Genomic DNA, 12,961 nt, shown 5'->3' with positions numbered 1-12,961 from the left:
GAGCGAGGGCGTGTCACATGAGGCGAATGTGGCAGGCCCGATGCATCAGAATCGTCACAGGTATGCGGTGTACCTGGGCGCGACGAGTTGCCAGGAGAATCAAATGCAAAGTTTCAATGGTCGTGTTGCAGTGGTAACCGGCGGGGGAAGCGGTATCGGAGAGGCGATGGCGTGGCGCTTTGCGCGCGAGGGTATGAAGGTGGTCGTGGCCGATGTCGATGGCGGCGCCGCCAGCCGCGTCTGCGATGCGATTGAGCGCGCGGGTTGCCACGCGCTCCCGGTGCGCACTGACGTTACCAGACATGAAGAGGTGGAAGCCCTGGCCAACACCGCTTTCGGCACTTACGGCACGGTCGACGTGCTCTGCAACAATGCGGGAGTGGTGCCGTCGGGCCGCTATCGGCCGGTTTGGGAATACCCTCTCGAAGACTGGAAGTGGTCGTTTGACGTGAATTTGATGGGAGTCGTGCATGGCCTGCGCAATTTTGTTCCGCGGATGTTGGCGCAAGGCAGCGAAGGCCACATCGTGACGACGGCGTCCGTGGCCGGTCTGGTCAGCGGGTCTGGCTCCGTTGTTTACAGCGCGGCCAAGCATGCCGCCGTACGAATCACGGAAGCGCTCTATGCGTCCCTGCGTGAAAGGGCGGCGCCCATTGGCGTGACGCTTTTGTGCCCGGGCCTCGTCAACACCCGCATCTACGAGTCCGAGCGTAACCGCCCGCGCGAGTTGCGGCCTGAGGGCGGAGCGGCCGAGGAAACGGCGGAACTGCAAGCGATTGCTGACGACCTTTACGCGGGAGCCATATCGCCTGAAGAGGTGGCGGACCAGGTCGTCGACGCGATCCGCGAGAACCGGCTTTACGTTCTGACGACCAGCAGTTTCGACGAGGCGATCGAGGGCAGGATGCGGTCCATACTCGACAGAGCCAACCCCAGCTTTGCGGGTCTGCTGGAATTGACGAAACGTGATATCAAGGATGGAGGTAGCAGAACGCCATGAATCGCTTATTGAACAAGATTGCCTTGATCACTGGCGCCGCTTCTGGAATTGGCCTGGCGACAGCAAGGCGCTTCGCTGAGCAAGGTGCTACCGTGATCCTTGGGGATCGCAACGAAGCGTTGCTCGGACAGGCACTGGCCAGTCTCGGTGAAATTGGCACTGGCCATCGTGCAATTCGCTTTGACGTAACGTTGGAAAGCGAGTGGGTCGACGCCATCGCGGAGATCGATTCAACCTTTGGCCGGCTCGATATTCTGGTTAATAACGCGGGCTTCGGGAAGTTTCAATCCATCGAGAAAACTACCCTCGAAGACTGGAGATCGACCATTGCGGTCAACCTGGACAGTGTGTTCCTCGGGACCAGGTATGCGATGCCGTTGCTAGCCAGGTCGGGGCATGGCGCGATCGTGAACATGTCCTCGATTCGTGGGCTGGTGGCCGGTCCGAATGCGTCGGCGTATTGTGCAGCCAAGGCTGGGGTCCGGCTTTTCACGAAAGCCACAGCACTCGAGTGCGCGCAGGCTGGTAACGGCATTCGCGTGAACTCGGTGCACCCAGGACATGTCGAGACGCCCTTGACGGCGCCGGCGTATGCGAATCCCGAAATCGCAAGAGAGTTTCTCGAGCACACTCCGCTTGGTCGCTTCGCCAAACCAACGGAGGTTGCTGATGCGATCGTCTTTCTGGCGAGCGATGAAGCGAGCTACATGACCGGATCAGAAGTCGTCATCGATGGCGGGATTACCGCCCAATAGAGAAAACCATATAGGAGGCAGTTTTGGAACAGGATGCGGTGGACACCACGAGTTTATTGCTGCAATCGAATCTGTTGCGAAAGATTGCGCCCTACACCTTGGGCGGGTATTCGCGATTTCGCGCCATCGTCGATCGCGACGGTGCGATTCCGGCCAGAATCAAGGCCCTTTACGTCGCGGTTGCTGCGACGACCAAGGGCTATCGTGAAATGGCGAAGCGCGAACTCGAGCGCGCTCGTCGACTGGGGCTCACTTACGACGAGGCCTCCGCAGCGGCGATGATATTGAGCAGCGTGCGAGGCGAAGGAGCGGCCCTGTCGTTCATTTCCGCGCTGGAGTCCGAGTACCCCGGTCAATCCGAAGTCGATGTGCCGATGCCGGAAATCGAGGTGAAGAAGGACGAAGCCGCGCAAAACTTCCTCCGCTATTTCGGGACGATGCCGCCATCATTAGGCAAGTTGCTCGAGTTGCTGCCGCTCGGCGGAGATGCCTATTACTTGATGCGGGAGGGAACGATCAATGGCACGGCGCTGGGCCCCAGGTATTCGGAGTTGATGCTCGTCGTCGTTCTTGCCGCGGATTACAGTCCGCTGGCGTCGGTCCATATCAAGGGAGCGAAAACTGCCGGCGCGACAGACACGGAAGTTGCGGAAGCCATTGTATGTGCCGTCCTGACGAGCGGGTTGTCGGCATGGGTGTCCGGCGCCACTGCAATGGATGCGGCCTGATTCGTCGGATCATGCCTGGGAGGGCGCCGCATATGCATGTCCCGGAGGCGTGGGCATTTGCGGCGCCGTTCAACATCTCGCGAACATGAACGAAGCGCAGGGCAGGACAGCTTGCCCCGCTCTTCGAGGCGGCCGGTGTCGTGCGACTCGCAACGGCGCACGGTCGCGACAGGCAGCTCGCCCGCAACCTGCAACCTGTCGACGTCAGCGGGACTGGCTGTCAGGTCGACGTGCTTTTTTGGTGCTTGTCGGCGAGTTGAGTCCTTCCAGAAAGACCTGGCATAGCAACTTCGCCATTCGCTCGGGCGGTATTTCGTCAGCCTTGGGTGCGTACCACTTGTACGACCAGTTGCACATCCCAAGGAACGCCAATGTCGCGATCGTCGGATCCGATACACGGAATTTCCCGCTCGAGATGCCGCTCTTTACCACCCCACAGATTCGATCAAAATAGTGCTGCCGGCGGTTTCGCATTTGTTCCCGATGATCGCCTTCGAGATCTCCGTAATGTTCCATGAAAGCGCGCACATAGCCGGGATGCTCGGCAATTTCACGCAGCGTGGCGGCGCAAGCGCGAGTCAATACTTCGCCGGGATCCGAACACTTTTCGGGTACCGCGTCCAGGGCGGCGATCATCGCATCGATATGCAACTGATGCATTTCGAAAAGGATGTCCTCTTTGCTGGAAAAATAATGATAAAGGGTCGGCTTGCCAAGTGCGGCTTCATCGGCCAGCATCTGCATCGTCATCCCATAGTAGCCAACTTTTTCGAACAGGTTGGCGCAATGCATGATGATTTCCAGACGCTTTTCATCGTGGGCGGCCGTGGGCACGCGCACCTTTGCTTTTTTTCCGTTTGCCATCGATTGGCCTCTCCTATGCGTACCAACTTCGCCGGAAGCCATGCCGCGTTGAGCATGCTGGAACCCGGGCTGTCGATAGAATGATTCGCCAGACTCCGACAGGTGTCGGGTTTGGCGAGGGAATCGGACAAGCGGCCAGTTGTCCCGGAAACTCATCCCAGGCCGAGACTGGAGATCGCGGCCTTTTGCATCAGTTTCTTGTTCAATTTGCCTGTTGCCGTGTAGATCATCTCTTCGACGATGACAAGGTGCTCCGGCCATTTCTTTTTCGAAAGCCCGATCACGGCAAGATGATCGGTAAGGCCGGACAGTTGCAGAGGCGGATAGCCCTTGCGGATCCGGCAGATGGCGCATGCCTGTTCACCCAGCCGTGCATGAGGGACCGAAACCACGATGGCGGTCTCGATCGCCGGATGGCGCTGTAGAGCAGCCTCGACTTCAGCCGGATCGATGTTGTAACCGCCGCGAATGATCTGATCCTTCAGCCTGCCGACAACCTTGAGATAGTTATCGGAGCCACAGATGATTTCATCGCCGGTCAGAAAGTAACCCTCTTCCGTCAGACGATATTCCTGGCCTCCCAGACCCTCGCAATATTTCAGAAACAGCGAGGGACCCTTGACGCCCGCCTGACCGCGAGCGCCACGTGGCAACATTTTCAGGTCGGGGTCGAAAGCCTCGTCCCGGGTGCCGGGAAACGGTGTGCCGTCCGAATGCTGGCGTCGTTCGAGAGAGTCGCTCGGGAGGGTGCTTGCGTGCCCCATGCACTCTGACATGCCGAACATGCGCAACGCGCGGATGCCGAGCAGCTGCTCCGCGTCCGCGAGCAGATCCGGCGTCATCGAGCTGCCGCCAACAGCGAGCGCCCTGAGGGGGCTGCGTGATGTCCACTGGCCGCTCTTGGCGCATTCGACCATGGCAACGAGGTGAGTCGGAACGCAGATCCCCCATCGGCACGAATACTGTTCCATCATTTGCAGGGCGCGCAGGGCGTCCCACGGATCGACGATGACGAGCGGGTGCCCCAGGGCCTGGCTGAAATGCACGGTAAACGTAAAACCCGGGGCGCTGCCCAGCGGCACCACGCCGATGATCGAATCGTTCGCTTCGAGGCTGGCGACGCGCTCGCAGGCCCGGACGGTGTAGTTCATCGCCGCGCTGGAGTGCATCACGCCCTTCGGCACGCCGGTGGTTCCTGAAGTAAAGCCGATCAGTGCGGCGGCGGTATCGGCCTCGTCCAACGGCCGTGGCTCGTGCCGTCGGCGCAACGACAGGCGCAGGCCATGTGCACCGGGAATCGGCTGCGCTTCGGCTTCCGATACGCTGATGAGCGCGATGTGACCAAGACGCTCCTCCAGGACCTGTCGTTCCGCTTTGCCAAGGTCGGGCGTATAAGGGCAGACGACTGCGCCGACGCATGATATGGCGAGGGCGGCGGCTATCGTCGGCGCGGTCTTGTTGCCCTCCAGCATGATGCGGTCATGGGCGCGAATTCCGCTCTTTTGCAGCGCTTGCGTGATTGCTGTCGCCGTATGGTGGAGTTCCGCACGGCTCCAGCAACGCCCGTCGGCTTCAACCAGGGCGAGCGTGTCGGGCGAGGCCTCGTAACCGGCATCGAACTGTTGCCACAGTGAGGCGTCGGTCCAGGTCAGGCCGTCCGCCGCGTAGGTGGTCACCTCTTTGTTAGGCAATTGATTGCCCCCCGTCAACAATGAAGGTTTGTCCCGTGATGAAGCTGCCTGCGGCCGAAGCCAGCAGGGCCAGCGTACCGGCCACCTCGGCCGGCTTGCCAAACCGATGCATGAGAATGCCATCGAGAAGCTTCGTCTGAATCGCCTCGGTCAGCGTTTCCGTCATGCCAGTCTCGACCGACCCCGGCGCAATTGCGTTAACCCGAATTCCGTGCGCGGCCCATTGAGCTGCAAGATCACGGGTCAGGTGAACAACGGCCGCTTTGCTGGTGGTGTAGGGTACGACCTGGCCGGCGTCGGGTGTGTACGAGAGAAATGCACCCACGGAGGCGATATTGATCATCGCGCCACCGCCTCTGGAAATCATATGCCGGGCAACATGCCGGCAGGCGAGGAACGTCCCGGTCACGTTGACATCCATCACCTTGCGCCAGCCCGAAAGCGGAATGTCCTCGGGCAGACCCCACCACGAGGCTCCGGCGTTATTGATCAGGATATCGATCGCGCCCAGTCGCTCGATGGTCTGGCCAACTACCGCTTCGACTTCCTCTTCGCGGGAGATATCGCAACGCAGCCCTATGGCTCGCCTGCCAAAACGGGTCGAGATGTCCGCTGCGATTTCAGCACATTCCTGCTCGTTGCGCGAAGCGAAGGCGACATCGCATCCGAGATCGGCCAATGTTGCTCCCATTGCTTCGGCGAGTGCACCACGGCCGCCCGTCATCAGGGCAACCTTGCCGTCGAGCCGGAACATGTCCGTGGCAAACCCCGGGGTCAATGCGGAGGACATGTCAGGTTTCCTCCCCACGTGCTTCACTTGCCGGAGTGCCCGGCAGCAGATCGATTTCGTCGGTGATCATGGCGATACGCTTCCCTTTCATCTTGCCGACGTGGCTCACGGCTGCGTCCCATTCGGGGGAACGCAGCGCAGCATCCAGCGCTGCGCGCGTAGGGAAGGTAAGGACCGCATGGCCGTCCCACGCCGGTTGCGCCGGGTGGTCGTAGTCAAAAGCGACCACCCCGTGGCGATACGCCTGCAAACACGGTAGTTTTCTGGCATACGCGGCATGTTCACCACGCCACCAGGCTGTAAATTGCTCCTGGGTCCACTCCGGCGGCCGGGAGGCCAGAATCACCAAGCTTGCAGGCATTTGTGTTTCCTCCGATTCTTATCGACCCGTCCAGACAGGCTTGCGCTTGTCGAGGAAGGCGCGGACGCCTTCCTTGGCATCCTCGGAATGATGCACGACATTACAGGTCATCGTTTCGAGGGTGATCAGGCTGTTGGTGTCGGCATCCAGGCCGCGGTTGACCGCCATCTTGGTCATCCACATGCAGAACGGGCTCTTGTCGATCAGCGGCGCGCAGAAATCCTGGATCAGTTGATCGAACTTGGCGGCCGTTGCCGAAGCGTTCACGAGGCCCCATTCGGCACACTGATCGCCGCTCAGCAGCTTGCCGGTCAGCATCAGCTCCTTGGAGCGGCGCATGCCGATCATGCGCGGCAAACGATAGATCGGCCCCGCGCCGCCGAACAGGGCCCGGCGGATGTGGAAATCGCCGATCTGCGCTTCGGATGTCGCAAGGGCGAAATCGCAGGAAATCATCAGTTCAAAGCCGCCCGCGACCGCATAGCCTTCGACTGCGGCGATGGTCGGCTTCTTCATATTGAAGATCTTGTCGTAGGTGCGGGCCGAATCGATCGCCAGTTGCAGCGAACTCGAGGTCGCATGCAATACAGGGCTGACCAGCTGGTCCAGGTCGGCGCCCGAACAGAAGGTATTGGCGCGACCACGGAAGACCACGGCAAGTGCCTTTTCATCTTCCGAAGCTCGATCAACCGCCGCCTCCAGTTCCTTGAGCAATTGCGGGCTGACGCAATTTCGCTTATGCGGGCGGTTCAGCCAGATCGTCGCAATACCGTTGTCGGCGCGTTCATACTGAATGACTTCGTTTTCCACCATGATGATTCCATCTCCTAGTAGTGATTCACAACGACAGGCCTGGACTCTGTTCTGGTCATGACCAGTACCTGAAAAATGCGATGCCCGGCACCCTTTGCGACTACCGTAACAGCATCATTGCCACTCATCTCCAGCACACGACCGACCGTACGGTCGATTGACAAAATGTACCACTCTGATCGGCAATGTCAAGGCTCCCTGCTTCGTCTGTCAGCGGCTCCTGTATCCGGGACTGCAGTTAAAGGACGGCATCAAGATGCAGCCGGATTGCGGGCGGCCGGAGCGTCAACTCCTGGTCGCAGATGAAGACCAGCCAGGGTGGAGTTGGCTTCACGGATCAGAACCGGTGGCGAATGCCGATGGCGGTGCCGAACTGATTGTTTTTGCCTTGCGCCAGGAAGTAGTTGTCGCCAAAGCTGTTGGCCGGGGTGTCAAAGTCCAGGGCGGAATTCTTTACGAAGGCCATAGTCAGGTAAACATCGGTACGTTTTGAAAGGTAGTAGTCCATAGCAAAGCTGACCTGCCATGGATTGGGCGGGTTGGTTGATGGTGCCGTGGAACTGATGCGCAGCGTCTTCATGTTGTCGTAGTAGAACCCCAGGCTCAGTTTCAGAGCCGGCGTGACCAGGTAGTTGCCGCCGGCCCAGTAGTAGTCGTCACGCACGAGGGTGTTGCCGAAGGCGTCCCTGGTCTGTCCCCAGCGGTAACCGGCCATGATCTTGGCCGAGCCGAACGCATAGCTGGCGGCCACGCCAGCCTTTTTGGCCTCGCCGGGGTTGCCGACGGTAACGGCTGGGTTCCATTGATCATACGCAATGGCTACGCCGAACGGGCCGACAGCATACGTCACGCCGGCGCCATAGGCGGTGTTGTCCCGGAAATGGCCCGGCGTTTGGCCGGCGCCGCCGCCAGCCAGTGGCACCTCGCCAACGGCGGTGACGCCCGTGCCGAAGCTCCAGTGCGCCTCGGCGGTGAGTCCTCCGAATACGCCCGTGTACTTGACGGTATTGTCCTGGCGATAGTTAAAGCCTACTTGTGCCGCCACTGGCTCATACATGGTCGAGAAATTGAGCGGGCCAAAGTTCGCGAACACATCGAGCATGGAAGTGTACTGGCGGCCGAAGGTCAGCTTGCCGTAGGTGCTGTGCTTCAGGCCGACGAACGCCTGACGACCAAACATCCGGCCACCTTGCTGCAGGCTGCCGGTTGGGAGGCCGAAACCGTTTTCAAGGGTGAACATCACCTGCAGACCACCGCCCAGATCTTCGGCTCCAGTCAGGCCCCAGCGCGAATTGGACAGGCCGCCGCTCGGCGCGAGCGAAAAGCGGTTGCCGCCAGGTTGGCGGGTGAGGGTGCCGGTCGTGAGATTGACCGTCGGAGGACCGTTGGCCACGTTTGTGACAAATTCGATCGGTGCATCAACCACGCCATACAAGGTTATGCTCGACTGAGCCTGCGCCGCATCGGCGAACGCTCCCAGCGTTACCAGCGCAAATATCGACTTCTTCATGCTCGGTTGTCTCCCCTCTAAGAATCCTTTGTGACGGACCGGGAAACCTCCTGAGCGCATTCCCGGCGGCCGGACGACTGTGGAGGTTGCGAATGCGGTGTCGGGCAGGTCGTGACATGCCACCCGAACGGACTGCATTACCGTCGATCTCCACGGCCTTCCCGACTGCAGCGACCCGAGTGTCCAACTCAGAGTCAGGCTGCAGTTGACAGGAAGGAAAATCTCACCCCGATAACACGAAAAAGCATTGCATGATGTCGCCGCGCGTGGACTTCCTTATGTTTGCTCCATGCGGCCATCGATGGCTGTGCCGCTACGCTGGCGGCGCCTGCCGTTCTCCTCCCATGCTCTTCATCTCTTATGCTCTCACTACATAAAATCGGGTCTTCGCGGAAAAGTGTGATGGTTTTTCATGATGAAAATGTCGGAGAGCCAATCTGGGCAAGGGTTTGCGCGTCTTGATGGCCTCTCGAAATCGGGCATGATTTCGCGATGGCTACTTCACGCAAACTCAAGCGTCTTTCCGACGCATACCGGTTCGACGGGTTCCGTCCTTGCGAAGCGCTGCGCGGTGTCTTCGGTGATCGCATGGCACGCGTCGTCACGCTGTTTCGGCGCTCAAAAAAAACGGCCTGCAAGGGATGTGGTCGGCGGTGCTCGATCCACGATCGCAGGGTGCGTCGCGTTCGAGATCTGCCGAACGGCGATGTACGGATTTACCTGGAACTCGAAGCTCGTCGGGTCCGCTGTCGATGCGATGGCAGCGTGAAAGGCGAACGACTGAGCTTTCTGGCGGACAACCCTCACTACACGAAGCGCTTCGCGTGGTACGTCGGTCGCCGCTGTCGCGACAGCACGATCAAGGACGTGGCTGACGAACTGCAATTGCACTGGCACACGGTCAAGGACCTCGAGATGCAGTACATGCGGGCGCAACTGGAGCGGTTCGGCACGCCCGGGCCGAAGGTCATCGGCATCGACGAGATTTCGATTGGCAAGGGACAGACGTACCGCATTGTTGTGAGCGACCTGATACGGGGCCGTGCAATCTGGTTTGGTGGCGAAGATCGAAAGGAGGCCAGCATGCATCAGTTCTATGACTGGCTGGGCGAGAAAAAAGCCCGCGGCATCCGGCTTGTCGTGATGGACATGTGGCGACCGTTTTACAACGTCGCGCAGGAACGCGTGCCGCATGCGGCCATCCTGTACGACAAATTCCACGTCATAAAGCAGCTCAACGAAGCCCTGGATGAAGTGCGCAAGAGCGAATACGCTCGCCTGCAAGGCGAGCAGCGGCGCTACATCAAAGGCCAGAAGTACGTTCTGCTCAGTCATCGCGAGAACCTGTCGATGGAAGGCAGGAACTCGTTGAAGACGCTGCTCGCAGCGAACCGACGTCTGAATACCGCGTACCTGCTCAAGGAGTCGTTCGGGCAGTTGTGGGACTACGAGCGCGAAGGCTGGGCACGTCGCTTCTTCGAGAACTGGAAATCCAGCTTGAAGTGGCAGCGTTTGAAGCCCTACGAGAAGTTTGCCGCGATGGTCGAGCGTCATTGGGACGGGATTGCTTCCTATTGCAAGCCAGAAAACAAGGTGCCGCTCGGATTCGTTGAGGGACTCAACAACAAGGTTCGGGTTATCCAGCGACGCGCGTACGGATTGCGAGATGAGGAATATCTGCGCCTGAAGATCCTCACTTGCATGCTGCCTCGAATCTGAAAAATGGCGATTTTTCATCACACCTTTCCGCGAAGATCCATAAAATCCATCACTCTTCCCGTCCGCCTGGTCGGTTGATAGAATCTACTCGACCGACCGGTCGGGTGTCAACATTGCGACACAACAATTTCTGTCTCAATCCATCGCATCGCTGACGAGTTTTCGAGTCGCGGTGTGCACTCGAAAAAAGTTGACACCCGACCGGTCGGTCGATACTCTTGATCGTACGGTGGACGAGGAGAGGATTGCTGGGGAGTCGTCGACGAAGTAAGGCTCGCGGCGTAGCCAGCAAGTCACCCCGCCAATCGCCTCCGTACTGGTGCGCTGAGTAGTAAGCAAAGTCATACGACGTTCTCAGTCGACATGATGTCGGATTGAACTCCTAACGAATCAGGCGCAATGATTGACGGCCCTGATGTCGAGGCTGCTTAGTCCGAATGCGAAAGTAGCCGGCTGAACAGAAGGGCATGAAGAGGAAAAGGCAGATGAACACCTTGCGTTTTCTGGTTGAAAAATGGCTGGCGCCGGCTCCGACGACGCCCGTTCGAGTAACCCGCTTCAGCTGCACAAGTTCCGATCATAGACGTCATGTGCGAGTCGAAGCACTGCGGCCGGAAGGCTCGGTTGTGATCCTCTTCTTCAGGCACGGCGACGGTACGTGGCGCGTATTCCCGCCTGATACTGAACGTCTGGCGATGCGTGCTTACGCAAGTGCAGGGTAGTTGAGTTATCTCCTGGGGCAGGTGACGGCGAACGACGCTGCCACGTGATCAGAGATGGCTGTGCGTGTCGAGTCAGCATACGTGCTACCCGAATAAGCCGGCAAGAATTGGTGGTGCGGGTGACGCATGGTACGGCGAAGCGGTGACGGCGGGATTTTTCAACCAGGTCCATCATCCGGACGCTGTGCCCTTTGAGTGCCTGCCTGGCCGCTTCAACGCTTGACGGTCGCCTGAGAGCAGCGTCGGCGCGCTTCGGACACCCCCGGGTAACTCTGCGAAAAACGTTGTCTGGTGGTAGCTGCACAAGATGCCAATAAGCGCAAAGACGATTAACGAACTCTGATTCACGATACCAGGATGGAAGAGCGTATGCCTGCACATCAATCCAGATTGGCCTGTTCGCACCTGCTCACATCAAGCGACGGACCGCCGCGCCTGATTGGCAGTCGCTGCAGGAATTGCGGAGAGGTCTATTTCGCGGCTGGGGAAGGTTGTACCAGTTGCCGCTCGACGAGCATGGACAGTTTCGATATCGGTCGCGAGGGGATCTTGTGGTCGTGGACTATCCAGAGTTTTCTGCCTAAGGCCCCCTATAACAGCGGTGAAACCGAAGCCGATTTCAAACCGTATGGGGTGGGTTACGTCGAGATGCCTTCCGGAGTCAAGATCGAAAGCCGCTTGTCCGTCGCAGACTCGGCGAAGTTGAAAATCGGCATGTCAATGACGCTTGCCGTGGAACCGTACGGGAAAACGCCAGATGGCGAGGGCATCTTCACATTCGTTTTTGTCCCCACTCAGCAGACGATGGAAGGTACTGATAATGGGTAACGATGTCGCAATCATTGGCGTTGGTTTGCATCCATTCGGCCGCTTTGATGGCGTCTCCGGCCGTGCCCAAGGGGCTTACGCGGTACGCGAGGCGCTCAAGGATGCCAACATCTCCTGGGACGCGGTTCAGGTTGCCTATGGCGGCAGTCAGGATGCAGGCAACGCCGATGCCTTGTGCAACGAACTCGGCCTGACTGGCCTTCCCTTCGTTAATGTGGCAAATGGTTGTGCCACCGGCGGCAGCGCGCTGGCTAGCGTGATCGCCGCGATTCGCTCCGGAATGGCTGAGATTGGCGTGGCAGTCGGCTTCGATAAGCATCCGCGCGGCGCGTTCAATCCGCAGCCACGGGATTGGGGACTCGAAGACTGGTACGGCGAAACAGGCTTGATGCTGACCACCCAGTTTTTTCGCGCTCAAGACGCAGCGCTATATGTACGAACACGGAATCTCGGAAGATGCCCTCGTCAGCGTGGCGCAGCGAGCCTTTCGCAACGGCGCGCTCAATCCGAATGCCTGGCGGCATCGCGAACTGGACCGTGACGAAATTGCCGCCTCCAGCCCGGTCAATTTGCCCCTGCGGAAGTATATGTTCTGCAGTCCGGCCGAGGGCGGTGCGGCGGTGGTGTTGTGCAGCGCCAGCGTGGCAAAGCGCTATCAGGCCAACCCTATTCTGGTCAAGGCGGCCGTGGTTCGCACGCGGCATCATGGCTCGTTCGAGGTTTTCAGTCCGGCGCTGGCGGCCAGGCAGGCGCCATCTCCAACGGTGATCGCGTCGAAAGCTGCTTTCGAAGAAGCCGGCGTCGGGCCTCGAGACATCGATGTGATCCAGTTGCAGGATACCGATTCCGGCAGCGAGATTATCCACATGGCTGAAAACGGCTTCTGTGGGCACGGGGAGCAGGAGATGCTGCTACGTGAGGGAGCGACCGGAATAGATGGTCGCATCCCCATTAATACCGATGGCGGTTGTATGGCAAATGGTGAGCCAGTTGGCGCTTCCGGTTTGCGACAGGTGATCGAAGTCTGCGTGCAGTTGCGTCAGCAGGCTGGTCGGCGGCAGGTCCAAGGCAATCCACGGCTCGGTTATACCCATGTGTATGGCGCCCCTGGAGTGAGCGGCGTCACCATACTCGAGCGCTTGGGATAATCAGTCGAATCAGGAAATTCGGAGAGTCTTCT

14 protein-coding genes are annotated in these 12,961 nt (G+C 59.3%); 8 read left to right on the top strand and 6 right to left on the bottom strand.

What is annotated here, in order from left to right:
• The first annotated feature begins 28 nt into the window (after positions 1-28).
• Genes B0G77_RS26520 through B0G77_RS26510 form a run of 3 tightly spaced genes read left to right on the top strand, consistent with a single transcriptional unit; the run spans position 29 to position 2,483 of the window.
• A complete protein-coding gene (locus B0G77_RS26520) occupies positions 29-1,000 on the top strand; it encodes an SDR family NAD(P)-dependent oxidoreductase (RefSeq protein ID WP_243751217.1) in 972 nt (323 codons plus the stop codon).
• Complete coding sequence (locus B0G77_RS26515; protein WP_133664984.1) at positions 997-1,755, top strand: SDR family oxidoreductase; 759 nt, start codon at positions 997-999, stop codon at positions 1,753-1,755. The genes B0G77_RS26520 and B0G77_RS26515 overlap by 4 nt, the downstream gene beginning before the upstream one ends.
• Positions 1,756-1,778: 23 nt before the next feature.
• Positions 1,779-2,483, top strand: a complete 705-nt coding sequence (locus B0G77_RS26510; RefSeq protein WP_133664983.1) for a carboxymuconolactone decarboxylase family protein — start codon at positions 1,779-1,781, stop codon at positions 2,481-2,483.
• Positions 2,484-2,687: 204 nt separating this feature from the next.
• Here B0G77_RS26510 and B0G77_RS26505 read toward each other — a convergent pair whose 3' ends face one another.
• From B0G77_RS26505 to B0G77_RS26480, 6 genes are all read right to left on the bottom strand, one after another.
• Positions 2,688-3,347, bottom strand: coding sequence for a TetR/AcrR family transcriptional regulator (locus B0G77_RS26505; protein ID WP_133664982.1), 660 nt, complete (start codon positions 3,345-3,347; stop codon positions 2,688-2,690).
• A gap of 152 nt (positions 3,348-3,499) precedes the next feature.
• Positions 3,500-5,023 (bottom strand): class I adenylate-forming enzyme family protein, encoded by a 1,524-nt coding sequence (locus B0G77_RS26500; RefSeq protein WP_243751216.1) that lies wholly within the window; start codon positions 5,021-5,023, stop codon positions 3,500-3,502.
• Positions 5,024-5,030: 7 nt separating this feature from the next.
• Complete coding sequence (locus tag B0G77_RS26495) at positions 5,031-5,828, bottom strand: SDR family oxidoreductase (RefSeq protein WP_133664980.1); 798 nt, start codon at positions 5,826-5,828, stop codon at positions 5,031-5,033.
• Position 5,829: 1 nt separating this feature from the next.
• Positions 5,830-6,189 carry an EthD domain-containing protein gene (locus B0G77_RS26490; RefSeq protein WP_133664979.1) on the bottom strand — a complete coding sequence of 120 codons (360 nt, stop codon included), beginning with the start codon at positions 6,187-6,189 and terminating at the stop codon, positions 5,830-5,832.
• A gap of 18 nt (positions 6,190-6,207) precedes the next feature.
• The gene (locus tag B0G77_RS26485) at positions 6,208-7,002 is read right to left on the bottom strand and encodes an enoyl-CoA hydratase/isomerase family protein (RefSeq protein WP_208116496.1); all 795 of its coding nucleotides are present in this window, start codon (positions 7,000-7,002) and stop codon (positions 6,208-6,210) included.
• Positions 7,003-7,339: 337 nt separating this feature from the next.
• A complete protein-coding gene (locus tag B0G77_RS26480; protein WP_133664977.1) occupies positions 7,340-8,512 on the bottom strand; it encodes a porin in 1,173 nt (390 codons plus the stop codon).
• A gap of 492 nt (positions 8,513-9,004) precedes the next feature.
• Between B0G77_RS26480 and B0G77_RS26475 the strand changes: the two genes are divergently transcribed.
• The 5 genes from B0G77_RS26475 (at position 9,005) to B0G77_RS44540 (ending at position 12,929) form a co-directional block, all read left to right on the top strand.
• On the top strand, positions 9,005-10,231 hold the full coding sequence (locus B0G77_RS26475) for an ISL3 family transposase (RefSeq protein ID WP_133664976.1): 1,227 nt from the start codon (positions 9,005-9,007) through the stop codon (positions 10,229-10,231).
• Between the two features lie 485 nt (positions 10,232-10,716).
• Positions 10,717-10,953, top strand: coding sequence for a hypothetical protein (locus B0G77_RS44550; RefSeq protein ID WP_133664975.1), 237 nt, complete (start codon positions 10,717-10,719; stop codon positions 10,951-10,953).
• A gap of 357 nt (positions 10,954-11,310) precedes the next feature.
• Positions 11,311-11,781, top strand: a complete 471-nt coding sequence (locus tag B0G77_RS26465; RefSeq protein WP_243751215.1) for an OB-fold domain-containing protein — start codon at positions 11,311-11,313, stop codon at positions 11,779-11,781.
• Entirely contained in the window at positions 11,711-12,322 is a 612-nt protein-coding gene (locus B0G77_RS44545; RefSeq protein WP_347814189.1) for a hypothetical protein, read from the top strand. The genes B0G77_RS26465 and B0G77_RS44545 overlap by 71 nt, the downstream gene beginning before the upstream one ends.
• A complete protein-coding gene (locus B0G77_RS44540) occupies positions 12,213-12,929 on the top strand; it encodes a thiolase family protein (protein WP_243751213.1) in 717 nt (238 codons plus the stop codon). Before B0G77_RS44545 ends, B0G77_RS44540 begins: the two co-directional genes overlap by 110 nt.
• Positions 12,930-12,961 lie beyond the last annotated feature (32 nt).

Origin of the sequence: Paraburkholderia sp. BL10I2N1 (assembly GCF_004361815.1) — a bacterium.
GTDB lineage: Bacteria > Pseudomonadota > Gammaproteobacteria > Burkholderiales > Burkholderiaceae > Paraburkholderia.
The sequence above is the reverse complement of the archived record's forward strand: the minus strand, read 5'-3'. Positions and strand labels throughout refer to the sequence as shown.

Coding starts and splice junctions, on each gene's coding strand:
- B0G77_RS26515 (WP_133664984.1), top strand. CDS start 997: ATGAATCGCTTATTGAACAAGATTGCCTTGATCACTGGCGCCGCTTCT.
- B0G77_RS26505 (WP_133664982.1), bottom strand. CDS start 3,347: ATGGCAAACGGAAAAAAAGCAAAGGTGCGCGTGCCCACGGCCGCCCAC.
- B0G77_RS26495 (WP_133664980.1), bottom strand. CDS start 5,828: ATGTCCTCCGCATTGACCCCGGGGTTTGCCACGGACATGTTCCGGCTC.
- B0G77_RS26490 (WP_133664979.1), bottom strand. CDS start 6,189: ATGCCTGCAAGCTTGGTGATTCTGGCCTCCCGGCCGCCGGAGTGGACC.
- B0G77_RS26485 (WP_208116496.1), bottom strand. CDS start 7,002: ATGGTGGAAAACGAAGTCATTCAGTATGAACGCGCCGACAACGGTATT.
- B0G77_RS26480 (WP_133664977.1), bottom strand. CDS start 8,512: ATGAAGAAGTCGATATTTGCGCTGGTAACGCTGGGAGCGTTCGCCGAT.
- B0G77_RS26475 (WP_133664976.1), top strand. CDS start 9,005: ATGGCTACTTCACGCAAACTCAAGCGTCTTTCCGACGCATACCGGTTC.
- B0G77_RS44550 (WP_133664975.1), top strand. CDS start 10,717: ATGAACACCTTGCGTTTTCTGGTTGAAAAATGGCTGGCGCCGGCTCCG.
- B0G77_RS26465 (WP_243751215.1), top strand. CDS start 11,311: ATGGAAGAGCGTATGCCTGCACATCAATCCAGATTGGCCTGTTCGCAC.
- B0G77_RS44545 (WP_347814189.1), top strand. CDS start 11,711: ATGGCGAGGGCATCTTCACATTCGTTTTTGTCCCCACTCAGCAGACGA.
- B0G77_RS44540 (WP_243751213.1), top strand. CDS start 12,213: ATGTACGAACACGGAATCTCGGAAGATGCCCTCGTCAGCGTGGCGCAG.